Source organism: Streptomyces sp. NPDC001852, assembly GCF_042891825.1.
Taxonomy (GTDB): Bacteria; Actinomycetota; Actinomycetes; order Streptomycetales; family Streptomycetaceae; genus Streptomyces.
Window position 1 is genome coordinate 26,645 of the sequence record NZ_JBIATN010000023.1, and the last position, 22,412, is coordinate 49,056.

The window sequence follows — 22,412 nt, forward strand, 5'->3', positions numbered from 1 at the left end:
CTCAGCCGGCGCTCCGCATCGCCCCGCCCGGCCCGGCGTTCCCGCCGAGCACCGGGCGCCGTGCGTCCGCCCTGAGCAGGAGCCGTCCGCTCGCCCCGGCCGCCAGCAGCCCGGCCACCATGGCCACCAGGCTCACGCCGGGCCCGGAGGACCAGTCGACGTGGGGGGCGCGGGCGGCCAGGACGACCGTCAGCGCGAGGGCCGTGCCGGGCAGGGACAGCAGGGCGGGGCGCGTGCGGTCCAGGTCGTCCTCGGCGAGGGAACCGAGGACGCCCACACCTAGGGCGAGGGCCCAGACGCCGAGCGCCTGTGCGTCCACGCGGTTGGTGTGCCAGGGCACGAACCCGGCCCAGAAACCCGGCCGTACGAGCAGTCCGGTGCCGATGCCCAGCCAGGAGGAGCCGAGCACGGCGAGCGGCGGCTTGGCCCAGCCCGGCAGCGGTGCGGTGCGCGGGGCGGCCGGTCCGGACCGGGTGAAGGCCTGCCCGGCGAGGCAGATCGCCGCCGCCACGCACAGCAGGCCGAGGGTGAACAGCCAGCCGAGGCTGAACAGCACGGAGACGATCGGGCCGCCGTGGGCGATGTACAGCCGGTCGGCGTTGAGCAGGCTGACGGCGAAGAGGCCGGTCAGGACGACCACGACCGGCAGCACGAGCGTGCGCGCCTGCTGCCAGCTCGAGGCACGGCCGAGGGCGAACAGGGCCGGCGCGGTGCCCAGCATCGCGGCGCCGAGCAGTCCGGGGCTGAGCGGATCCGGCGACGGCCAGGCCCCGAGCACATACCCGGTCAGCGCTACGACCGTGAGGACCGTGCCGACAAGCAGGTTGATCACCGCTACTGCGACGGCCAGCAACGCCACGCCGGGTGAGAGGGGACGGCCGGGCGGGGCCTCGGGAAGGGGCTCTCGTGCCACAGGGGTCTTCGCCGATGTGTCGGCGCCGGTCGGGTCGGTCATGGCGGGGGTTCCTTTTCCGGGGCGGGGAAGCGGTGGGCGGTTCGGACGGAGTGGAGGCGGTGGGCGGCCCATTCGGTGGAGCCGGTCAGCGGAGCGAACGGGGCGGAGCCGTTCCGGGTCGACGGCGGGCGCGGGGGTGTTCCGGGTCGACGGCTGCGGGGTTTTCCGGGTTGACGGGTGCGAGGTTTTTCCGGGTCGCCCCTTCCGAGGGCGGCGGCCCGGCCGGGCGCACGGGGCCGCCTCGCTTGCCGGCACGGCGTGCCCGTCGGGGCCAATGGGGCTCCTTCCGCCAAGGCCCAGGCTGCCGTCCCCCGGGCCGGCGTGGACAGCCACCCTGGTACCGCGGTTCACGGCCTCGGCCGCCCAGCCCGGCGGCGCAGGTCTCTCCTCCGCGGCCCGGGCTGCCGAGGCCGACGGTCCGCCCGCCGGCGGGGGCGGGTTCCCGGGCGGTTGCCGGGCCCGCGCCCGGACTGATCGGACGAGGCGAGGGCGCGGTCACGGCACCGCGGCGGTCGTCCGGGGCACGGGCAGCGGGGCCGGAAGAGAGCGCCTGCGGACCTCGCGGGCGTACATCAGCCGCAGGCTGACCACGAGTGTGGCGCCGAAGGCGGCGATGCCGCAGCCGATGGCGACGCCGGCAGTGAGCGCGGTGAACGGGCCGAGCCCCAGGCTGCGTCGGAAGACGGCGACCGCGCCGGCCGACAGCGCGGGTGCCAGGCAGAGGGCCGTGAGATGGATCCGCCACTCCTCGCGCGCCCAGGACCGGCCCGCGCGGGCGGCACGCCGTGCGCCGGTCGCCATCACCGCGTAAGCGACGGCGTAGGGCAGGAGGTAGGCGGCCAGCAGCCGGTGCCCGGTCGTGCCGTACGGGGCGAGGGCGTGCACGATCCAGGCCAGGGTGGCCGCCCCGGCCACATGGGCCACGGCGGTCACGGGCAGCGGGGCCCAGGACCGGCCGAGGCCCTCGACGCTTCCCCGGGGGTCCTTGGCGCGGGAGGCGAGCAGCGCGCCGAACACGACGAGGGAGCCCAGGTGCATGATCGCCACCCGGTTGACCTCGGTCATCGGCAGACCGGGGAGCACCGCGGGCAGGGCTCCCCACTCCAGCCGCAGCAGCGGCGCCGTCAGGAGATAGCCGTAGCAGAGCAGCATCCAGCGCTGGTGGAGGTCGGGGAAGCCGCCGACCGCCGCGAGGATGCCGAAGGTGACGCTGAGGACGGTGCCGACGAGGATCGTGGCGAGGACGATCCAGAAGGCCGCCCCGCTGAAGGCGTCCTCTGGCGCGGTGCGGGCGAGATAGAGGCCGGCGCCCGCCATCGAGGCGTACACGGTGACGGCGAACAGGACGCCCAGGGCGCGGTGCAGGCGGGTGCGCCGGCGCGCGGCCGTCAGCAGCTGCGCGGGGCCGAGCAGCATGAGCAGTCCGCCGAGGACGGAGTGCACGATCATCGGGATCAGGCTGTGCCGGTAGGGGGCGACCCGGCTCGCGAGCGCGTCGGCGACGTACCGGGGCGAGACGGTGTGGGCCAGCAGCCACTCCCCCGGTGCCGGGGCACCGGGGCGGGCGTAGGACCACAGTTCGGTCATCGCGACGGGCGCGTACCCGAGGCACACGACCGTCAGGCTCACCGCGGCGGCACGGCGCCAGGTGCTGCTCGTCCACGGACGCATGGCGTCCCCCTGTCCCTCACCGGCTCGGTCACGGCCGCGATAGTCTCTTCTGGACTATTGCGGGTTACCGACGGTAGGGCCGACCGGCGGTGAGGTCAACGGCCGGGTACGCGTTCGTCGCGGCGCCGTACCCAGTCCCAGAACTCGGTCATCATCCGCTCGTACCGGATGCCGAACTCCAGTGCCTCCCGCTGCCCGGGGGTCAGCAACTCGCCCACGTTGTCGGCCAGTTCCTCGTACTCGCTCAAGGTGCGCCGGTGTTCGGCGAGTTGGACGGGGGCGATCTCGTCCGGGCGGGCCCCGAACCAGAGTTTGAGGATGCCGCGCTCGCGCGCCTCGACCGGCACGAACCCGGGGTCGGCGAGCCAGTCGCGCAGAGCGCGCCGGCCCCGGTCGGTCAGGGTGAGCACCCGGCGGCCCCGCCCGCTCTCCTGCCGCACCTGGGCCAACAGGCCGGCCCCGAGCAGCCGGTCGCACTGCGCGTACACCTGGGCGTGCGGCACCGACCAGAACGGGGCGACGGTGCGGCCCGCCTCCACCTTCACGTCGTACGCGCTGGCTTCGCCGAGTTTGTCGATGATGCCGAGGACCAGGAAGGAGGAGGTGGTCAGCCGAGCGTCAGCCATGGGGCCGACCGTACCGTGCCCGGGTACGCAAGGGGCCACCGTCACCGCCATCGCGCCCGGCCCGATCCCGCCGGCCCGCCTCCAGAACCGCCGACCACCTCTGTGCGGGCCCTGCCCTGGCGCCGGCGCGTGGCGGTGTTCCTGTCCACGCTGGGCAGCGCCGTTGTGACGGCCCTGGTCGCGGGACGCGCCCGGCCATCAGGTGCGGCTGCGGCTGCCACCGCGGAAAAGGGGTTGTCCGGGCCGACCCACTGCCGTCACGATCTGCGCATGACCTCGCTGACCGCCTTCCTGCCGCTGAACGCCGCCGACCGATCGGTGAGCGGCCGACAGCAGCGGGGCCGACGGCGGAGGCCCACGCCCGCGCACGCATGACCGCGGCACTGGTCGCGGGGCTCCTCGCGGGCTACGGCATCGCGGTACCCGTGGGGGCCGTCGGGACGTATCTGGTGGCGCTGACCGCTCGGACCTCGTTGCGGATCGGCGCGTGCGCGGCGCTGGGCGTGGCGACGGCGGACGGTCTCTACGCACTGATCGCCGTGATCGGAGGCTCCGCGCTGACGCACGCCGTCGAGCCGATCGTGCACCCTCTGCGCTGGGTCGCCGGCGCGGTGCTCGTCGTACTGGCGGTGCGCGGCGCGGCGACGGCGATCACCCACTACCGGACGCCTCGGACGTCCTCCCGGGCCGAGGGGACTCCCCTGCGTCCCGCTCGGGCCTTCCTGGGTCTGTGGGGCGTCACCATGATGAACCCCCTCACCGTGATCTACTTCGCGGCTCTGGTGCTGGGCAGCCAGGCCTCGGCGGTACCGGACCGGCTCGAACGGGCCGTGTTCGTCCTGGCCGCCTTCTCGGCTTCGGCCAGTTGGCAACTGCTCCTGGCCGGCGGCGGAGCCCTGCTCGGCCGCCTGCTGACCGGCAGCCGGGGACGGCTCGGCACGGCCCTGGCGTCCAGCGCCGTGATGACGGCACTCGCCCTTCGCATGCTCTTCGCACACGGCCACTGGGGGAAGTGACCGCGGGCTCGAGCTCTGCGGCGACCGGCCGCCGGGGGAACGGTGGAACGGCCGGCACGGCTCCGTCAGGCGGCCGTCGGACGACAGGCGGTGCGGGCGAGCGGCGCCGGTGTCCGCGCTCCCGGCCCCGGCCGGCGCGTGTGCGTCCGCCTCCGCCGTGCACCCACCGTTCGAGGACGCAGAAGTGGGACTGTGCCACGGCCGTCGGCGCACGGCAGGTCAGCGGGATGAGCACGTCTCACGGTCGGGCCGTACGGCCCGCGCAGGTTCGAATCCCGCCCTCTCCAGACGGCCTTCCCCCGCGCCGGGCGCGCCAGGCGCGGGGGAAGCCGGTCGCGAAGGCCCTCAGCCCGTCGCGAAGGTCTTGAGCCGGTCCGTGGCGCCGTTGAAGCGGTCGTGGTCGCCGACGGTCTTCCCGGTGGAGGTGTACTGCCACATCGTGTGGTACGCCCAGCCGGCCGGCAGCGTCCCCGGGTCCGAGGCGTAGCGGGCGATCCACAACGGGTTGGTCGCCGCGAAGCCGCTGTAGTTCCCGGTGCAGTCGCTCCACCAGCTGGTCGCCGTGTAGATGACGGCGTCCCTGCCGGTGCGCGCCTTGTAGCGGTTCAGGAAGTCGCGGATCCAGGCGACCATGCCGCTCTTGGACTTGCCGTAACAGGAGGCGCCGTACGGGTTCCACTCGATGTCGAGCACGCCGGGCAGGGTCTTGCCGTCCTTGGACCAGCCGCCGCCGTGCGCCAGGAAGTAGTCGGCCTGGGTGGCGCCACCGGCCGTGTCCGGGGTGGCGAAGTGGTAGGCGCCGCGGATCATGCCCACCTTGTACGCGCCGTTGTACTGCTGGGTGAAGTAGGGGTTGGTGTAGTACGTCCCCTCGGTGGCCTTGGTGTACGCCCACTGCGTGCCGTCCTTCCACAGGGTCGGCCAGTCGACGTCGAGCTGGTGGCTGGCGACGTCGACACCCTCGGGCTGCGAGGCGCGGCCCGCCGGGGGCCGGGAGCCGGTGTCTCCGTCATGGGCGAGGACGCCGATGCCCATGTAGGCGCCGCCGCGCACGCGTGCGCCCCCGGAAGGTTCGGGCATGGCCGGGGTACTGGGCAGGAACAGGGCAAGGACGGTCAGGGCGCCCGTGAGGCACAGGCGGGACCGGCCGCGGATAGGGGCTGTCAGGCTTCGCACGAAATCCATCTGACCCGTGGTCGGGTCGCAACGCACTCCGGATTCCGCCTCAGGAACCCATCCGCAGCCGGATATTCAGCCAAGTGGGCGTTTCCGGTTCAGCCCTCGATGCGGTGCTGGGTCCAGAAGGAGGTGAGGTCGGTGCTCGTGGCGGCCTGGGCGGCTGCCTTGAACTCGGCCGTCGTCGACACGCCGTACCAGTGGGCGGTCGCGTAGTCCTTCAGCAGCTTGGCCATCGCGGTGTCACCGAGGACGCGGCGCAGGTCGTGCAGGGCGCACTTGCCGTAGCCATAGACGACGGTGGAGTAGCGGGAGGAGTGCGTGTCCCAGTAGGCCATCGAGTCGGTGATCTTCTCGGCGCTGGAGGCCCAGGAGACGCTGTTCCAGCAGTTGGTGCCGGTCGTGCCGAGGGCGAGGTCGGTGGCGTAGTCGGTGAACGCCTCGTCGAGCCAGGGGCTGTTGTACTCGTCGTCGCCGACGATGCCGTACCACCACTGGTGGCCGATCTCGTGGGTGAGGGCGGTGGAGCTGACCACGTCCAGGACGAACCCGGGGTACTCCATGCCGCCGAACCAGTAGTTGTTGTCGAGCACGGCGTCCAGTTCGCCGTAGGGATAGGCGCCGAAGCGGGCCGCGTGGGCGTCCACGGCGCTCTTGGCGGTGCTGAGCATGGACTGGGCGCTGGAGGAGCTGATGCCCGACACGGAGTAGACGTTCACCGCCACGCCGGCCGCCGAGGTGCCGGAGATCTTGGTGAAGGGCCCGGCGGCCCAGGCGAAGTCACGGACCTTGGACGCCGTCGCCGTCGTCACCGTACGTCCGCCGGAACCGGGCGTGTCGGTGGAGGTGCCGGTGGCCGGGACCAGCAGGCTGCTGGGGTGATCCAGGGTCACCTTGAAGTCTGCGGCCAGGGAGTAGAACGACTCGCCGTTGTCCGTGTACGGGTCGAGGTGCCAGCCGGCGCCGTCGCGGACCGCGAGGACGGGCAGCGCGTTGCCGATGAAGCTGTAGGCGCCGTCGTGGCCGAACCGGTCGGCGCCGCTGGGCACGGTGATACCGAGGTCGAAGCCGATGGCGGCGCTCTGGCCCTGGGCGAGCGGGGCCGGCAGATCGATTTTGAGGGCGGTGCAGTCCACGGAGGGCGCGCCCGCGGTGCCGCCGGTCACGTTCGTGACGCGGATCGGCATGGCGTCGCAGGTGCCGTGGTAGTTGTCCCACAGCCGCAGATAGACCTCGTTCAGCGCGGCGGCGGAGGCGTTGCTGAAGGCCACGCTCTCGTGCCCGGTCCATTCGGTGCCGCTCGTGTCGCTGCTGAGGTTCACGGTGTACGCGGGCGAGGCCGGGGTGCGTGTGGAGTCGCCCGGCGGTGGTGCGCTGCCACCGGAGGTGGCGAGCGCGATGTCGTCGAGGACGAAGCTCGTCTGCAGGCTGGAGTCCTCGGTTCCGGTGAAGGAGAGAGTGACGGTCTGCCCGGCGTACGCCGACACGTCGACCGACTTCTGGACGTACCCGGCGTTCTCGTCGAGGTTCGACCAGGTGGCCAGTGTCGTGCTGCCGATCTTGGCCGTGAGTTTGTCGTACGCGACGGAGGAGGTCGTCTCGTCCGTGTCGATGTGCAGCCAGAACGTGAGGGTGGCCACGTCGCAGCCGGCCGGGATGCTGACGCTCTGGCTGAGGGTGTCCGTATGGGTGCTGCCGACTCCGTCCAGCCAGGCGTAGGAGCTGCCGCCGTGGGCGGTCTGGCCGGGGCGGCTGGTGATGACGGTGGAGGAGGACGTCGACCAGGGTGATGTCCCGCTCTCGAAGCCGCCGTTGCCGACGACCTGCGCCGGAGTACAGGCGGCGGGTGCCGCGGCCGGACGGGCCGCGGCGGGCGTGCCGGGGAGCACGAGGGCGGCCACCGCGGCGATGGTGAGCGCACCGGCGCCGAGGGCCTTGTGGGGGGTCGATCTCACACGCTACTCCTTTGCGGCGGCCGGGGTCGCCCGGCCTGCTCGATGGCCGCCGGCCGGCTGGGGTACGCCGGGACGGCCGCTGACGGGGCTTGCGCGATCGCTGCACCGAGAGGTGCGCCGCGCCCCCATGGGGTCAGGGTGCGGACTGCCGAAAGCGTGACAGATTTGTCCTGACCATGCCAGACGGTGCGGCGGGCTGAGCGTGTGAAATGCCGATCGGCCGGAATACGGTCAGTCGGTGCGCAGCGTCACGAAGACGGCCGCCAGCGGGGTGCCCTGCGGGTCCTGCCAGCCGCGCGCCACATGGCCGATCGCGCCTTCGGGGCGCAGCGGCGGGTTCTGCGGGTCCTCGGGCACGCGGGTCAGGACCCGGTGGACATGCAGAACCGTGCCGTGCGGCGCGGGGAGGCGGGTGCCCTCCTTGTCGTCGGCCGGCTCGGGGCCGTAACCGCCCGGAGCGAAGGGCGCACCGGAGTAGGAGCGGATCACCTCGGGGTCGGGCGCGCCGTCGATGCTCTGGGCCTGCGCCCGGACCCTGCCCTCCATCAGCGACAGCAACTCGGCGACCAGTACCGGGTCGTGGCAGCCGTCGTACACCCAGCGCTTGCCGAGCACACCGTGCTCCAATGTGCCCACCAGCCCGCGCTCGGCCCCCTCCAGCGGCGCGCCCCGATAGGTCAACGGCACCAGGTATGCGGTCGGTTCGGGGGTCGAGGTGTCGGTGGCCACCATGAACTCGATGCCGACCTCGCCCTCCGGGTCGTCCAGCCGGAAACCGCCGGACTTGGTCAGCACCGGAGCGTCCGGGCCCCCGCGGTACCAGGGGCGCGAGGGCAGCCAGTCGGTGAGCAGTTCCAGCTTCGTGGGCTTGAGCGTGGTGTGGTGGATGACGGCCATGTCGTCGCTGGTCCTCCGTCGTGCGGATGTGCTGACCACCGCAGCTTCTCACACCGTTCACGCAGGTCATCGGCCCCCTTCTCGTGGGCACCGGGGTCAACTCGGCTCGGTTACCGGGCAGTTCCCAGCGGCCATCGCCCCGCGCACTGTCGCACCGCGATCGCGCACGGGCCGTACGGCGGCGAGCGGGACACCTCCGGCAGAAGTCAGGGCGGGCGGGGGGTGACGGCAGGGACCGGACGCTGCAGGAGCCGATCGCGGCCCGAGGGGGCAGGGACCGCCGACCTCCGGCATGTCGGGGGTGGTGTGCCGGCTGCGGCTCCGTTGCCCGCGAACCTGCGACCGCGGCGCCGGCACACGCCGACACACACACCGCTGGGCCGCCCGGTGTGAGCGGCCCAGCGATTCCTGCGCGTGTCCCGGTTTTCCTCAGCTGACTTCTGTCACCTGCTCAGTCGTCCCGCGATTCGTGCTCGTGGTCCGACCCCTTGTGCTCCTTGTGCGACTTCGACGGCTTCGACGGGTGCTCCGGGTAGGTCGGCTTCGACGGGTGCTCCGGGTAGGTCGGCTTCACCGGCATCGACGGATACTCGGGCTTGACCGGGTGCTGCGGATACTCCGGCTTCACCGGGTACGCCGGCTTCTCCGGATACGCAGGCTTGACCGGCTGCACGGGCTTCTCCGGGTACGCCGGCTTCACCGGCATCGCAGGCTTCTCCGGATACGCAGGCTTCACCGGGTACGCAGGCTTCACCGGGTACGCAGGCTTCTCCGGATACGCCGGCTTGACCGGCATCGCAGGCTTCTCCGGATACGCCGGCTTCACCGGGTACGCCGGCTTCTCCGGATACGCAGGCTTGACCGGCTTCTCCGGATACGCGGGCTTCACCGGATACGCGGGCTTCTCCGGGTACGCCGGCTTCTCCGGCATCGCAGGCTTGACCGGGTACGCCGGCTTCACCGGGTACGCAGGCTTCTCCGGATACGCAGGCTTGACCGGCTTCTCCGGATACGCCGGCTTCACCGGATAGGCAGGCTTCACCGGCATCGCAGGCTTGACCGGGTACGCCGGCTTCACCGGCATCGCAGGCTTCTCCGGATAGGCAGGCTTCACCGGGTACGCAGGCTTCTCCGGGTACGCAGGCTTCACCGGCTTCTCCGGATAGGCCGGCTTCACCGGATACGCAGGCTTCACCGGGTATACCGGCTTGACCGGGTAGACCGGCTTCTCCGGATACGCAGGCTTCACCGGCTTCTCCGGGTATACCGGCTTGACCGGGTAGGCGGGCTTCTCCGGATAGACCGGCTTCTCCGGATAGATCGGCTTGACCGGGTGGACGGGCTTCTCCGGGTAGATCGGCTTGACCGGATGAACAGGTTTCTCCGGATACGCCGGGCCCTCGGGATGCAGCGGATAGGTGGGCTTCTTCGGATAGGGCGGTGGGGTGGTGTGGTCCTGCGCATACGCGGCACCCTGGTTCGCCAGCGCGGCTGCGGTGAGCGCGGCGATGGTGGCAGCTGACGCCAGAACGGATCGCCGTCGCGGCGATGTCGTCATTCTCTCCACTCTCCTCGACTTGGGTCAGAGCTTGAAGACGTCTGGTCAGTCCTGATGGGTCGTAAGTGGAATGATCAGGAAATCGGGGCCGTTCATAACGCTTATGCGGCCAGAAGCCACCGGATGGTGTAGCGCGGAGCACCCGGCAGTCGGCGCCTCCGGCGGTCACGCCGCACCGCGTGGTGGTGCCGCGATCACGGCGGACGCGCAGGTCACGCACACAACCAGTCCATCCGGCATCTCGGTCGCCTGACTCACCATCAGCCCGAGGCGATGGTTCGCCACCGCGCCAGAAGCGGCGAGCTGACATACCATCAGCCTCGTCCCGCCCGGCGAACGCTGGGTGTCACCCCTGGGCCGCCTGATGGCTTGTCATCCCGCCGGACGACGCACGTGACCCCCTGAACTCGTTGCTTCCCGCTTCTGGTCCGCGAGACCTACTGGACGGTATACAGACTCAGTCGAACGCACGACGGCCGCTCTCCGGTGCCGGCAGCGTGCGATGAACCGGCCTCAGGGGGAGGATCCATGGTGAACGGCACACGTGCGATGGGCGGGGCGAGAGGCCGGCGGGGAACGGCCGTACTGGGGGCGGCGCTGGGCGGTTGCGTCCTCGTCGCGGCCGCCACGGCGCCGGCAGCAGCAGCACCGGCCGCCGCGCACTCCGCGGGACACCGTGACCGCATCGACTACGTCGCTCTCGGCGACTCCTACACCTCGGGCCCGGGCATCCCGCAGCAGGTGGACGCCAACTGTGCCCGTTCGAACCGGAACTACCCCTCGCTGGTGGCGGACGGGCGTCAGGTGAGCTCCTTCAAGGACGTCAGCTGCGCCGGGGCGACGACCGCCGAGATGTGGCAGGCGCAGGGCACCAACGCGCCGCAGCTCGATGCAGTGCGACGGAACACGGACCTGGTGACGGTGCAGATCGGCGGCAACGACGTCGGCTTCGGAACCATCATCAGCACCTGCGCCCACCTGGCCGCTCAGGACCCGACCGGCAACCCCTGCGAGCGCTCGTACCAGGCATCCGGCTACGACCAGCTGACCCTCGCGATCGCACAGGCCGCGCCGAAGGTCGACCGGGTACTGCGGGCCGTGCACGCGAGGGCGCCGCACGCGCGCGTGGTCGTCGTCGGCTATCCGGACCTGTTGCCCGACGACGGCAGCGGCTGCTTCCCCCAGGTGCCGTTCGCGCAGAAGGACTTCCCCTACCTCCGGGACACCGAGAAGCGGTTGAACCTGATGCTGCGTCTGGTGGCCGGGGTGAACCGGGCGGAGTACGTGGACACCTACGGCCCCACGGTCGGCCACGACATGTGCAAGGTGCCCGCGGACCGCTGGATCGAGCCGCTCCAGCCGGCCGCGCCCGCCGCCCCGGCACACCCGAACGCCAAGGGGGAGCAAGCCATGGCGCAGGCGGTGCTGGACCGGCTGGACCAGGGCCACGATCGGGACTGATCCGCCCGGCCCGGCCCGCGGCGCTCCAAGGGGTCGTCATTCCTCGCCCGGCCGGACTCCATGGCAGGAACGCGACTCCGTGGCCAAGCCCGTCTCCCAGCAGGAGCAGGACTCACGGCAAGCCCGGTCTCCGAGGCGCAGCCGGTCTCTCTGTCAGGCACGACCCAGTAGCCGGGCTCGTCACCTGGCAGAAGTGGGGCTCAGGGCGGGCCGCTCTCCGAGGCGCGGGCCGCTCTCCCCGACCGGGCCCGGCCCCGCCGCGGACGCCGCAGGACCGGCGGGCGGCCGCCGCGGCAGCCCGGCCCGGTCGCGCTCAGCTCCCCAGCGCGCCCAGTACCACCGCCTGGGCCTCCTCCTGTACCCGGGCGAGGTGGGCGGGACCGAGGAAGGACTCGGCGTAGACCTTGTAGACGTCCTCGGTGCCCGAGGGGCGGGCCGCGAACCAGGCGTTGTCCGTGGTCACCTTGATGCCGCCGATCGCGACGCCGTTGCCAGGCGCCTCGGTGAGGACGGCCGTGACGGCCTCTCCGGCGAGGGTGTCCGCGGTGACCTGGGCCGGTGACAACTTGCCGAGCAGCGCCTTCTGTTCGCGGGTCGCCGGCGCGTCGACGCGGGCGTAGGCGGGCCGCCCGAAGCGGGCGGTCAGGCCGGCGTAGTGCTCCGAGGGGGTCCGGTCCGTGACGGCCGTGATCTCGGAGGCGAGCAGGGCCAGGATGATGCCGTCCTTGTCGGTGGTCCACACCGAGCCGTCGCGGCGCAGGAAGGAGGCACCGGCGGACTCCTCGCCGCCGAACCCGATGGCACCGCCGACCAGTCCGTCCACGAACCACTTGAACCCGACCGGGACCTCGACCAGTTGGCGGCCGAGGTCGGCGGCGACCCGGTCGATCATCGTGGACGAGACCAGCGTCTTGCCGATGCCCGCGTCGGCGGGCCAACGGTCGCGGTGCCGGTAGAGGTAGGAGATGGCGACCGCGAGGTAGTGGTTGGGGTTCATCAGGCCCGCGTCCGGGGTGACGATGCCGTGCCGGTCGGCGTCGGCGTCGTTGCCGGTGGCGATGCGGAACCGGTCGCTCTGTTCGATGAGGGAGGCCATCGCGTACGGCGAGGAGCAGTCCATGCGGATCTGGCCGTCCCAGTCCAGCGTCATGAACCGCCAGGTGGGATCGGTGTACGGGTTGACCACGGTGAGGTCGATGCCGTGCTGCTCGGCGATGCGTCCCCAGTAGGCGACGGACGCCCCGCCGAGCGGGTCGGCGCCGATGCGTACGCCGGCCGCGCGGATCGCGTCGAGGTCCAGCACGCTCGGCAGGTCGCTGACGTAGGCGCCGAGGAAGTCGTACCGCCCGGTCGTCTCCGCGGCGAGAGCCCGCGCGTACGGCACCCGGCGTACGTCCTTCAGGCCGCCGGTGATGATCTCGTTGGCCCGGTCCTGGATCCAGGCGGTGGCGTCGGAGGCCGCCGGGCCGCCGCTGGGCGGGTTGTACTTGAAGCCGCCGTCGGGGGGCGGGTTGTGGGACGGGGTGACGACCACGCCGTCCGCGAGGCCGGAGGTGCGGCCGCGGTTGTGGGTGAGGATGGCGTGCGAGACGGCGGGGGTGGGCGTGTAGCCGTCGGCGCTGTCGACGAGCACGGTGACGCCGTTGGCCGCGAACACCTCCAGCGCGGTGGCCTTGGCGGGCTCGGACAGGGCGTGGGTGTCGGCGCCGAGGAACAGGGGGCCGTCGGTGCCCTGGGCCGTGCGGTACTCGCAGATGGCCTGGCTGGTGGCGGCGATGTGGTCCTCGTTGAAGGCGCTCGCCAGGGACGAGCCCCGGTGCCCGGAGGTGCCGAACGCCACCCGCTGTGCCGGGTCGGCCGGGTCCGGGTGCAGTGTGTAGTACGCCGTGACCAGCCGGGCCACGTCGACAAGGTCCTCGGGACCGGCAGGCCGGCCGGCGCGCTCGTGCGGCATGAGTCGGTTCCTCCGCATCGTCGGATCGATCGCTCACGCCCATCTTTCCTCGTCAGGGCCCTGACACGCGAGTGGGCCCCGCCTTATGATCCAGTGCTCCGATCTTCGTGCCGTGCTGCCGCCCGGGCAGGACGCCTTCCCCAGACAGGTCTGCCGCCGTGACCGTTTCCGCCGCCAAGGCTCCTTGGTTCCTCGCGCGTTGCGCCCAGTTCGCCGTGTCGGTGGCGGCCGGTGCCGAGCTGGTCCGGGCACTGAAGGTCCGCGCTCATCTGCTGCATCCGTCGCCGACCACGGCCGCCGAGTCCGGCCGGGTGTCGATGATCTTCGTGGACGCGATGACGGCGGCGGCCGTGCTGTTCCTCCTCTGGTTCGACCGCTGCCGGCACAACGCCGAACTGCTGTCTCCCGGCGGGGTTCCGGGTTCCCGCGCCTGGGCCGTGCTCGCCTGGCTGATCCCGGTGTTCAACCTCTGGGTGCCGCGCGGGCTCGTGCAGGACGTCCACCGCGCGAGCGCGCCCGCCGGTGCGGACGCGGGCCGTGGTGACCTCCTCGTGAACGTGTGGTGGGCGGCGTGGGCCGGGCACGCGGTGCTGGCCCTGGCCGCCGTGAACCTGGGCTTCGGCACGTCGCTGCCGTCGCTGGTGGCGTCGGAGGTCCTCAGCCTCCTGGCCGCCGCGCTGGCGACCGTCGTGATCCAGCGCATCACGGTGCGGCAGGCCGCCGGGCTCGGCGCGGGGCCTCAGGTGCCCACGCCCGTCGACCTGCCGCACGCCTCGTGACACCGGCGCGTCAGCCGATGTGGTAACTGTCCCCGTACACCTTCCAGTCGAGCGGGGTGTTCAGGTCGAGGTTGCCCTTGCGCAGGAAGACCCGCTGCTCGGTGTCGACACGGGTGGTGTCGCTGTGCGCCTCCTCCTGCTTCATGGCCCACACCCGGGCGTCGAGGAAGGCATTGAGGTACGTCGTCTCGTCGCCGCCCTGCGCCGGCGGCTTGGCGCTGCGCAGGGCGCGCTTGCGGATGTTGCGGAAGCTGGTCGGGTCGTCACCGTCGCCGTGCATGACGATGGCGTCGTAGTAGCAGAACTGGCCGAGGGCGCGCAGGCCGTCGGCCTTGCCCTGGGCGACCGCGGGGTTGAAGTAGACGCGGTCGCGTTCGTCGTTCTGGCACTGCTGGAACACGGTGTCCTGGGCGGCCTTGCGCCAGTCCCTGGGGTAGTTCGGGTCCAGGCCGTCGTGGGAGTCGGTGCCGTTGACGTTGCGCAGGGCGGGCAGGTACTTGGCGAGGACGTTGCCCGGCTTGCGGTCGGCGTAGAGCTGGACCAGGTCGAGCATGTCACCGGTGCCGGAACAGAAGCCGATGATGCCGGCGGTGTAGCCGCGGCCGTCGCCGATGTCCTCGATGTACTTGTACTGGGCCTTCCAGTCGAGCGAGGAGTTCTCCGCGCTCGACACCAGTTCCATGGCGATCTCCTTCTTCGCCGGGTCGTCGAGTCCCGATGCCGCCGCCGGGGCGGCGGTCGCGCGCTGGGACACGAGCAGGGCACCGGAGGCGACGGTGGCGCCGAGCAGGGCGACGACGGTCCGGCGGGGCATGGGGGCGGGAGCTGCTGACTCGCGGTCTGCGTTCACCACAGGGCTCCAAGTGGGAGTGGGGGGTGGCTGGTTGGTCCGTGCCGGTCCGTGCTGGCCCTGCCGGACACTGGTAGGAAAGTTTCCTATCAAACCCACTCGAGCTCAGTAAGCAGGTTGGCGAGAAGTTCGTAGGATCGAACGAGGATGGGGAGGGATGCGCCTCAGGTGCGCCGCGCACCGTCCCGCTGCTGCACGAAGCCGTACAACTCCCTTGAAACGGTGATCAGTTCGCGGCGCTCCTCGCGGGAGCCGACCATCGGCCGCGAACCCTTGAGCGGCACCTGGGCGGTCTCGGGCAGGAACTTCACCGTCAGCAGGCCGATGGCCCCGGCCAGCATGAGGTAGTAGGCCGGCATCAGGTCGTCCCCGGTGGCCGTGACCAGCGCGGCGGTCACCAGGGGGGTCGTGCCGCCGAAGGCGGAGACGGCGACGTTGAAGCCGATGCCCATCGCCGCGTAGCGGACGGCGGTCGGGAACAGGGCGGGCAGCGTGGCCGCGCTCGGAGCGGCGAAGCAGGCCAGCAGAGTGGCGAGCAACAGGACTCCGAGGACGGGCGGCCAGGTGCCGTGCGCCTTGATCAGCAGGAAGGCGGGCACCGCCAGCACGATCATCGCGGCGGCGGCGACGGCGTAGACCGGCCGCCGGCCGACGCGGTCGCTGAGCCGACCGAGGAAGGTGATCAGCACGACGATCCACAGCATGCCGACGAGCACCAGGAGGTCCGCGGAGCCGCTGGAGCGGTGCAGAACCTCGGTCTGGTAGGTCGGCAGATAGCCGGTGACCATGTAGTTGGTGACGTTGTACAGCAGCACCAGACCCATGCAGACCAGCAGCTCCCCCCAGTGGTTGCGGACGATGTCCTTGAACTCGCTGCCCGCCGATTTCTGCGCCAAAGCCCTCTCGTGTTCGTCCAACTGCTGCTGGAAGGCCGGGGACTCCTCCAGCTTGAGCCGCATGTACAGGCCGATCACGCCGAGCGGTCCGGCGATCAGGAACGGCACGCGCCAGCCCCAGGACAGCATCTGAGCATCCGTCAGGGCGAGATTGAGCAGGGTGACCAGGGCCGAGCCGAGGGCGTAGCCGACGAAGGTGCCGAAGTCGAGCCAGCTGGAGAGGAAACCGCGCCTGCGGTCCGGCGAGTACTCGGCGACGAAGGTGGTCGCGCCGCCGTACTCCCCGCCGGTGGAGAAGCCCTGCACCATGCGGGCCAGCAGGAGCAGCAGGGGCGCGGCGACGCCGATCGTGCCGTACCCCGGGATGACACCGATGGCGAAGGTGCCGACCGCCATCATGATCATCGTGGTGGCGAGCACCTTCTGCCGGCCGATCCGGTCGCCGAGCGGTCCGAAGAAGAGGCCTCCGAGCGGCCGGACGACGAAAGCGGCGGCGAAGGTCGCGAAGGAGGAGATGACCTGCGCGGCCGGGGATGCGCCGGGGAAGAACACCTTGCCGAGGGTGGCGGCGAGGTAGCTGTAGACACCGAAGTCGAACCACTCCATGCAGTTCCCGAGCGCGGAGGCACCCACGGCGCGCCGGAGCAACGGCGGTTCGACGACCTGGACGTCGTCCTTGCCGAACGCCCGTCGGTTGCGGCGGAGCCTGCGGGTCAGCTCCTCGCGCACCTGGCGGGGCAGCCGTGCCACGGCCTGCGGCGTCCGCAAGGCGCCCCGGCCCTCCCCCTGCGTCTGGGAACCGGCACCACTCACGAGCGCCTCCTTCCGTCGCGCCACCGGTCACCGCCTGCCCCCATGGCCGATTCAGAAACGGAACCGCTCAATCCCATCCGGTACGGCGGTTGGACTTGCGCGGCATCCGGGCGCAGGGTGGACGGGCCCGTCCGCACCCGGAGGGGCGACCCGCACGGCACCACCCGGAGAGGACCCGATGACCCACGTCGCGGACCCCGCACGCTACGACGGCACCATGCGCTACCGGCGCACCGGCCGCTCGGGGCTTGACCTGCCCGTCCTGTCCCTGGGCTACTGGCACAACTTCGGCGACGACCGCGCCTTCGAGACCCAGCGCGAGATCGCCCTGCGCGCCTTCGACCTCGGGATCACGCACCACGACCTGGCCAACAACTACGGCCCGCCGTACGGTGCGGCCGAGCTGAACTTCGGCCGGCTGCTGAAGCGGGACCTGGCGCCGTACCGGGACGAGCTGGTGATCTCCACCAAGGCCGGCTGGGACATGTGGCCCGGCCCCTACGGGCAGGGCGGCGGCTCCCGGAAGTACGTGCTGGCCTCGCTGGACCAGTCGCTGCGCCGGATGGGCGTGGACTACGTGGACATCTTCTACTCCCACCGGCTGGACGCGAGCACGCCGCTGGAGGAGACGATGGGCGCGCTCGACACCGCCGTCCGCCAGGGCAAGGCGCTGTACGTCGGCATCTCCTCCTACGACGCCGAGCGCACCCGGCAGGCGGCGGCGATCCTGCGGGAGCTGGGCACCCCGCTGCTGATCCACCAGCCGTCGTACAGCATGCTCAACCGCTGGATCGAGACCGACGGCCTGCTGGACGCGGCCGAGGAGGAGGGCTTTGGCGTCATCGGGTTCACGGCCCTGGCCCAGGGCCTGCTGACCGGCCGCTATCTGGAGGGCGTACCGCAGGACTCGCGGGCGGCCCGGGGCACGTCCCTGGACGCCTCCTTGCTGACGGACGACATGTTGCGCAGGCTGCGCGCCCTGAACGACATCGCAGCGCGGCGCGGGCAGACACTGGCGCAGCTGGCGCTGGCCTGGGCGCTGCGCGACGAGCGGGTGACGTCCCTCGTCATCGGGGCCTCGCGCACCGAGCAGCTGGAGCAGAACGTCGCCGCGCTGGAGAACCCCGGGTTCGACGCGGAGGAGCTGGCCGAGATCGACAAGTACGCGACCGACGGCGGCGTGGACCTGTGGCGTGAGGCGCGCCTGGGGCAGCTGGGGTGACCCGGCCGGGCGGGTCCCGGCCGGAAGGAGGGCCCTAGGTGACATTCGTCACAGACATCGGGAATAAAGCTGACATAATGGACGTCATACGGACAGCGTTGTCAGCGCGGACGACGGCGTCGGCAGATTCATTCGCGAGTTCCAAGGAGCCGTTCCCTTCATGGCATACGGAGCCCACCGCAGCCCCCTCCTGCCTCCCCGTCCCGACCTGGGCCTCGCCCGCGACTGCGAGGTCTGCCTGGGCTGGGGCACCGTCGTCACCCGCGACGGGGACCACGAACTGTGCCACATGTGCCAGGGTGTCCTCGCCGACGACGAGAGCGTCTTCCGCTCCGAGTCGTAGCTCCCGGGTCCCCGCCCGGACAAGCAGCTCGGGACCGGCGCGCTGATCGCGGCGACGTACCGTTGAGGCATGGCCGCCCCTCCCCTCCCGGGTCCGCTGGCGCATCTGGCACCGCTGCTCAGCCACTACGGCTACTGGGCCGTGGGAGCCGTGGTCCTGGTGGAGGACTTCGGGGTGCCCGCGCCCGGCGAGACGATCCTGCTGGCCGCGGGCGTGTACGCGGGCGCGGGACGGCTGAACGTGGTGGCCGTGGCGGTCGTCGCGTTCGTCGCGGCCGTGGCCGGGGACAACATAGGCTATGTGATCGGCCGGTTCGGCGGTCGGGCCTTCGTGCACCGGTGGGGGCGGTACGTCTTCCTCACGCCGAAGCGGTTCCAGGCGGCCGAGGAGTTCTTCGGCCGGCACGGCGGCGCGATCGTGATCGTGGCCCGGTTCATCGAGGGCCTGCGCCAGGCCAACGGCATCATCGCCGGCACCACGGGCATGCACTGGCGCCGCTTCCTCGCCTTCAACGCGCTCGGCGCGGCCCTGTGGGTCGGCCTGTGGACGACCCTGGCCTACCTGGTGGGCAGCCACATCACTACGGTCTACGACGAGGTCTCGCGTTACCAGCTGTACGTCCTCGTCGCCGTGTGCGTGCTGATCGCCGCCCTCGTCGTACGGCACCTCGTACGACGGCGCCGCGAGCCCTGACCCGCCCGCCCCGACCGCTCAGCCGCCCCGGGATCCCCGCATCCGCGGCAGCCCGAGCGCGGGCGGCGGGGTGTGCCGGCGCCCGGGGAACCACTGCTGTGCCGTCAAGGGAGAGGGCAAGCAGCCCACCGTGTGCGATGGCACTTCGCCCTGGCCGGCCGGCGTGTCACGGTGGTTTGCACCCGCGCCGACAGCGCACTCGGAAAGAAGACCGCGACTGTGTTCGACGGTCCGAAGTTCCCCTGGTTCGGAAGAGTGCCGGGGGAGCTTCGTCGTATCCCGGTCTTGTCCCGGTCCCCTGGTGCGGGTCTCCCGCTCCTTCGCGCGTGTCTCCCGCTCCTTCTACGGCGAGGTGCGCGTGGGACGCGCCTTCGCCGTCCGGTCCGCCTCCTCCTGCCGGGTGTCGTCGTCGCGCACGTGGCCGCCGCGCAGGGCGGAGGCGAGCGCGGAGACCAGGGCCATGCCCGCGGCCACGCCGAAGACGACGGTCAGCCCGTGGTGGAAGGGCCCGGAGACCAGCTCCGGGAAGAAGGTGTGGCCGGTCAGGGTGGCCCGCTGCGCGGCGGTCAGATGGCCGAGGGTGCCGCCGCCACCGAGCAGATGACCGATGGGGTTGTTGCCGAGGAACGTGGCGAACAAAGTGCTGACGGGCGGCAGCGAGGCCACCTCGTGGGCGGTCGAGGCGGGCACACCGTGTGCCTGGAGTCCGCTGCTGAGCGTCTTCGGCAGGGTGCTCGCGAGGCCGGAGACCATGAGCGAGAAGAAGACGCCGATGGACAGGGCCGTGCCGGAGTTCTGGAAGGTGGAGCGCATCCCGGAGGCCACGCCCCGGTAGCGGGCCGGCACGCTGCCCATGATGGAGGAGGTGTTGGGCGAGGAGAACATGCCCTGGCCCAGGCCGCTGAGCAGCAGCAGCGCCGCGAAGACGCCGTAGTCGAAGTTCACGGGCAGGGCCAGCAGGCCGAGGAAGGAAGCGGCGACGACGAGCAGTCCCGCGGTGGAGAAGAGGCGGGCACCGAAGCGGTCGGAGAGATAGCCGGAGACGGGCCCGGCGACCAGGAAGCCCAGGGTGAGCGGCAGCATGAAGATGCCGGCCCACAGCGGGGTGTCCTCGAAGTCGTAGCCGTGCAGCGGCAGCCAGATGCCCTGCAGCCAGATGATCAGCATGAACTGCAGTCCGCCGCGGGCGATCGCGGTGAGCAGGGCGGCCAGGTTGCCGGCGGCGAACGCCCGCACCCGGAACAGCGACAGCCGGAACATGGGCTCGGCGACCCGGGTCTCGACGCGGCAGAACACCAGCAGCAGGATCACCCCGCCGAACAGGCCCGCGAGCACCCAGGGGTTGCTCCAGCCGGTGGGGTGGCCGCCGTAGGGCTGGATGCCGTAGGTGATGCCCGCGAGCAGGATGCCCGCGCCGCAGGCGAAGGTGACGTTGCCGAGCCAGTCGATGCGGCCGCGGCCGCCGGCCGAGGTCTCGCGCAGGCTCAGGTACGACCAGATCGTGCCCGTGATGCTGACCGGGACACTCACCCAGAACACCGCCCGCCAGTCGACCGCGGCCAGCAGGCCGCCGGCGAGCAGGCCGAGGAACTGCCCGGCGAGCGCGGTGATCTGGTTGATGCCGAGGGCCATGCCGCGCTGCCGCGCCGGGAAGGCGTCGGTGAGGATGGCGGCCGAGTTGGCGGTGAGCATGGAGCCGCCGAAGGCCTGCACGATCCGCCACAGGATCAGCCACAGCGCGCCCGCGCCGGCCCGGAAGGGGTCGAGGGACAGGGCGACGGAGGCGCATGCGAAGACCAGGAAGCCCAGGTTGTAGATGCGGACGCGCCCGAACATGTCGCCGAGCCGGCCGAGCACGACCACCAGCACGGCCGAGACCAGCAGATAGCCGAGGATCATCCACAGCAGGTAGCCGATGTTGCCGGCCGCGAGCGGGTCGAGGCCGATCCCGCGGAAGATGGCCGGCAGCGAGATGATCACGATGGAGGCGTCCATCGTGGCGATCAGGACGCCGAGGGTGGTGTTGGAGAGGGCGACCCACTTGTAGCCGGGGCCCGGGGGTGTGTCCCGGAGGCGGGCCGAGCGGGCGAGGAGGCGGCCGCGTATGCCCGCGGCGGGCGCACGGCCGGTCACAGTCGTTCCGCCAGCCGGTCGAGCAGGGGCAGCACGTCGTGCAGGGCCTGCCGCTCCTGCGGGGTGAACTCGTCCAGGGCCTGGGCGAGGCGGGCCACGGACTCGGAGCGGCGCTGCTCCAGCACGGCCCGTCCCTCATCGGTGAGGGAGACGATGGCCCGGCGGCCGTCGGCCGTGTCGGGGGTACGGCCCACCAGTCCGCGTTGTTCGAGCCCGGCGAGGGTGCTGGCCATCGCCTGCGGCCGGACCCGTTCCAGTTCGGCGAGGGAGCCGGGCGAGTCCGGACCGGTGCGGGCCAGCCGGGCCAGCACCGAGACGCCGGACAACGTCACGTCGCCGACGGCGTGCGCCTGACGCAGTCGGCGGACGATCCGGCCCATGGCCAGCCGCAGTGCGGCGGCGAGTGCAACCGTGTCCATGGTTACTAACGATAGGTTTATCAGTCTGGACTGTTCAACCAAGCGTAAGCAATCAGACCAGCGATGGACGGAATGTCCGTGATTTTCCGTTTGGGTGGCTGCCCTCTGGCAAGCCGATGAGGGACCGGACCTCGTACAACGTTGGGAGTGACACCCGATGGCAGGCAACCAGAAGGCGAAGGCCAAGAAGGAGCAGGCCAAGGGGAGGGCCAAGGAGGCCATGGGCCGCGCCGTCGGCAACGAGCGGATGGAGGCCGAGGGCCGCATGGAGGGCGCGCGGGGCGACGCCCGGCAGGCCAAGGAGAAGGCCAAGGACACCTTCAAGCACTGACCGCGTACAGACACTGAGCCGCGCCGGATCGGCGGCTCCGCCGCGGACCGGGCGTACGCACCCGGTCCGCGGCCTGTGACCTGGGGCTCGTGGGCAACGGGAGGATTCGCGGCGTACATCCCCTTGATCGAGGGTCCAGCGGGTATCCGAGCAGCGACGGGACGATCCGGTATGCGCAGGAAAGACCCTGGCGCCGCAGGAAAAGGGCAACGACGCAATGGACATCTCGTTCGGGACGCACGCGAGAACGCAGGCCGACCCGACCCCCCTGCGCTGCAGTCGCGCCTGGGACGACGCCGCGGCCGGTATCGCCGATGCCAGGGACGCGGTGGCCACCCTGCTCGCCCGGGTCCGGCCGGCACCCCCACGACGCGCGGTGCAGGACGCCCGGCTGGTGGTCAGCGAACTCGTCACCAACGTGGCCAAACACGCCCCCGGCCCGTGCACCCTGAGCCTGGAACTGCTGCCCGAGGCCGGCGCCCTGCGCATCACGGTGTCGGACACCTCCACCGACACGCCGCTGCGGCGCCCTCCCGATCCGCGCCGCGTCGGCGGGCACGGGCTGCACCTGGTCGCGATGCTCTCCCGCGCCCTGGAGGTGACCTGGCTGCCCCACGGCAAACGGGTCACCGCCACGGTGCCGCTCACCGCCGAGCAGGAGTGA

The 22,412-nt window shown here is 71.5% G+C and carries 20 protein-coding genes; 8 read left to right on the forward strand and 12 right to left on the reverse strand.

What is annotated here, in order from left to right:
* Position 1: 1 nt before the first annotated feature.
* The 3 genes from ACFYZB_RS32235 to ACFYZB_RS32245 all read right to left on the reverse strand — a co-directional run bounded on the left by ACFYZB_RS32235 (position 2) and on the right by ACFYZB_RS32245 (position 3,252).
* Positions 2-955, reverse strand: coding sequence for a hypothetical protein (locus ACFYZB_RS32235; protein ID WP_388764560.1), 954 nt, complete (start codon positions 953-955; stop codon positions 2-4).
* Positions 956-1,450: 495 nt separating this feature from the next.
* A complete protein-coding gene (locus ACFYZB_RS32240) occupies positions 1,451-2,626 on the reverse strand; it encodes a DUF2306 domain-containing protein (protein WP_388764562.1) in 1,176 nt (391 codons plus the stop codon).
* A 95-nt stretch (positions 2,627-2,721) separates the two neighbouring features.
* Positions 2,722-3,252 (reverse strand): PadR family transcriptional regulator, encoded by a 531-nt coding sequence (locus ACFYZB_RS32245; protein ID WP_388764563.1) that lies wholly within the window; start codon positions 3,250-3,252, stop codon positions 2,722-2,724.
* 371 nt (positions 3,253-3,623) lie between these two features.
* Here ACFYZB_RS32245 and ACFYZB_RS32250 point away from each other — a divergent pair, with 371 nt between their 5' ends.
* Positions 3,624-4,268 (forward strand): LysE family transporter, encoded by a 645-nt coding sequence (locus tag ACFYZB_RS32250; protein WP_388764564.1) that lies wholly within the window; start codon positions 3,624-3,626, stop codon positions 4,266-4,268.
* A 345-nt stretch (positions 4,269-4,613) separates the two neighbouring features.
* Here the strand turns inward: ACFYZB_RS32250 and ACFYZB_RS32255 are convergent, their stop codons facing one another.
* From ACFYZB_RS32255 to ACFYZB_RS32270, 4 genes are all read right to left on the reverse strand, one after another.
* The gene (locus tag ACFYZB_RS32255) at positions 4,614-5,348 is read right to left on the reverse strand and encodes a lysozyme (protein ID WP_388764565.1); all 735 of its coding nucleotides are present in this window, start codon (positions 5,346-5,348) and stop codon (positions 4,614-4,616) included.
* A gap of 194 nt (positions 5,349-5,542) precedes the next feature.
* On the reverse strand, positions 5,543-7,399 hold the full coding sequence (locus ACFYZB_RS32260) for a M1 family aminopeptidase (protein WP_388764567.1): 1,857 nt from the start codon (positions 7,397-7,399) through the stop codon (positions 5,543-5,545).
* A gap of 231 nt (positions 7,400-7,630) precedes the next feature.
* Positions 7,631-8,296 carry a 1,4-alpha-glucan branching protein gene (locus ACFYZB_RS32265; protein ID WP_388764568.1) on the reverse strand — a complete coding sequence of 222 codons (666 nt, stop codon included), beginning with the start codon at positions 8,294-8,296 and terminating at the stop codon, positions 7,631-7,633.
* A 451-nt stretch (positions 8,297-8,747) separates the two neighbouring features.
* Positions 8,748-9,545 carry a hypothetical protein gene (locus tag ACFYZB_RS32270; protein WP_388764569.1) on the reverse strand — a complete coding sequence of 266 codons (798 nt, stop codon included), beginning with the start codon at positions 9,543-9,545 and terminating at the stop codon, positions 8,748-8,750.
* An 837-nt stretch (positions 9,546-10,382) separates the two neighbouring features.
* Here ACFYZB_RS32270 and ACFYZB_RS32275 point away from each other — a divergent pair.
* Entirely contained in the window at positions 10,383-11,315 is a 933-nt protein-coding gene (locus tag ACFYZB_RS32275; RefSeq protein ID WP_388764570.1) for an SGNH/GDSL hydrolase family protein, read from the forward strand.
* Between the two features lie 313 nt (positions 11,316-11,628).
* Here the strand turns inward: ACFYZB_RS32275 and pgm are convergent, their stop codons facing one another.
* Entirely contained in the window at positions 11,629-13,269 is a 1,641-nt protein-coding gene (pgm, locus tag ACFYZB_RS32280; protein ID WP_388764572.1) for a phosphoglucomutase (alpha-D-glucose-1,6-bisphosphate-dependent), read from the reverse strand.
* 158 nt (positions 13,270-13,427) lie between these two features.
* Here pgm and ACFYZB_RS32285 point away from each other — a divergent pair, with 158 nt between their 5' ends.
* Positions 13,428-14,048: a DUF4328 domain-containing protein gene (locus tag ACFYZB_RS32285; protein ID WP_388764574.1), complete on the forward strand. Its 621-nt coding sequence runs from the start codon at positions 13,428-13,430 to the stop codon at positions 14,046-14,048.
* Positions 14,049-14,058: 10 nt separating this feature from the next.
* Here the strand turns inward: ACFYZB_RS32285 and ACFYZB_RS32290 are convergent, their stop codons facing one another.
* Entirely contained in the window at positions 14,059-14,862 is an 804-nt protein-coding gene (locus ACFYZB_RS32290; RefSeq protein ID WP_388764712.1) for a chitosanase, read from the reverse strand.
* Between the two features lie 200 nt (positions 14,863-15,062).
* Entirely contained in the window at positions 15,063-16,562 is a 1,500-nt protein-coding gene (locus ACFYZB_RS32295; protein ID WP_388764714.1) for an MFS transporter, read from the reverse strand.
* A 223-nt stretch (positions 16,563-16,785) separates the two neighbouring features.
* Here ACFYZB_RS32295 and mgrA point away from each other — a divergent pair, with 223 nt between their 5' ends.
* The 3 genes from mgrA (at position 16,786) to ACFYZB_RS32310 (ending at position 18,865) form a co-directional block, all read left to right on the forward strand.
* Positions 16,786-17,829: an L-glyceraldehyde 3-phosphate reductase gene (mgrA, locus tag ACFYZB_RS32300; protein ID WP_351210057.1), complete on the forward strand. Its 1,044-nt coding sequence runs from the start codon at positions 16,786-16,788 to the stop codon at positions 17,827-17,829.
* A 160-nt stretch (positions 17,830-17,989) separates the two neighbouring features.
* On the forward strand, positions 17,990-18,172 hold the full coding sequence (locus ACFYZB_RS32305; protein WP_388764576.1) for a hypothetical protein: 183 nt from the start codon (positions 17,990-17,992) through the stop codon (positions 18,170-18,172).
* Positions 18,173-18,241: 69 nt separating this feature from the next.
* The gene (locus tag ACFYZB_RS32310; protein WP_388764577.1) at positions 18,242-18,865 is read left to right on the forward strand and encodes a DedA family protein; all 624 of its coding nucleotides are present in this window, start codon (positions 18,242-18,244) and stop codon (positions 18,863-18,865) included.
* A gap of 342 nt (positions 18,866-19,207) precedes the next feature.
* Here the strand turns inward: ACFYZB_RS32310 and ACFYZB_RS32315 are convergent, their stop codons facing one another.
* Together ACFYZB_RS32315 and ACFYZB_RS32320 are read right to left on the reverse strand one after the other, a co-directional pair.
* Positions 19,208-20,860, reverse strand: a complete 1,653-nt coding sequence (locus tag ACFYZB_RS32315) for an MFS transporter (RefSeq protein ID WP_388764716.1) — start codon at positions 20,858-20,860, stop codon at positions 19,208-19,210.
* Positions 20,861-20,994: 134 nt separating this feature from the next.
* On the reverse strand, positions 20,995-21,417 hold the full coding sequence (locus ACFYZB_RS32320; protein WP_388764579.1) for a MarR family winged helix-turn-helix transcriptional regulator: 423 nt from the start codon (positions 21,415-21,417) through the stop codon (positions 20,995-20,997).
* 157 nt (positions 21,418-21,574) lie between these two features.
* On the opposite strand from ACFYZB_RS32320, the gene ACFYZB_RS32325 reads away from it, so the two are divergent.
* The gene (locus ACFYZB_RS32325) at positions 21,575-21,748 is read left to right on the forward strand and encodes a CsbD family protein (protein ID WP_351210047.1); all 174 of its coding nucleotides are present in this window, start codon (positions 21,575-21,577) and stop codon (positions 21,746-21,748) included.
* Between the two features lie 217 nt (positions 21,749-21,965).
* On the forward strand, positions 21,966-22,412 hold the full coding sequence (locus tag ACFYZB_RS32330) for an ATP-binding protein (protein ID WP_388764581.1): 447 nt from the start codon (positions 21,966-21,968) through the stop codon (positions 22,410-22,412).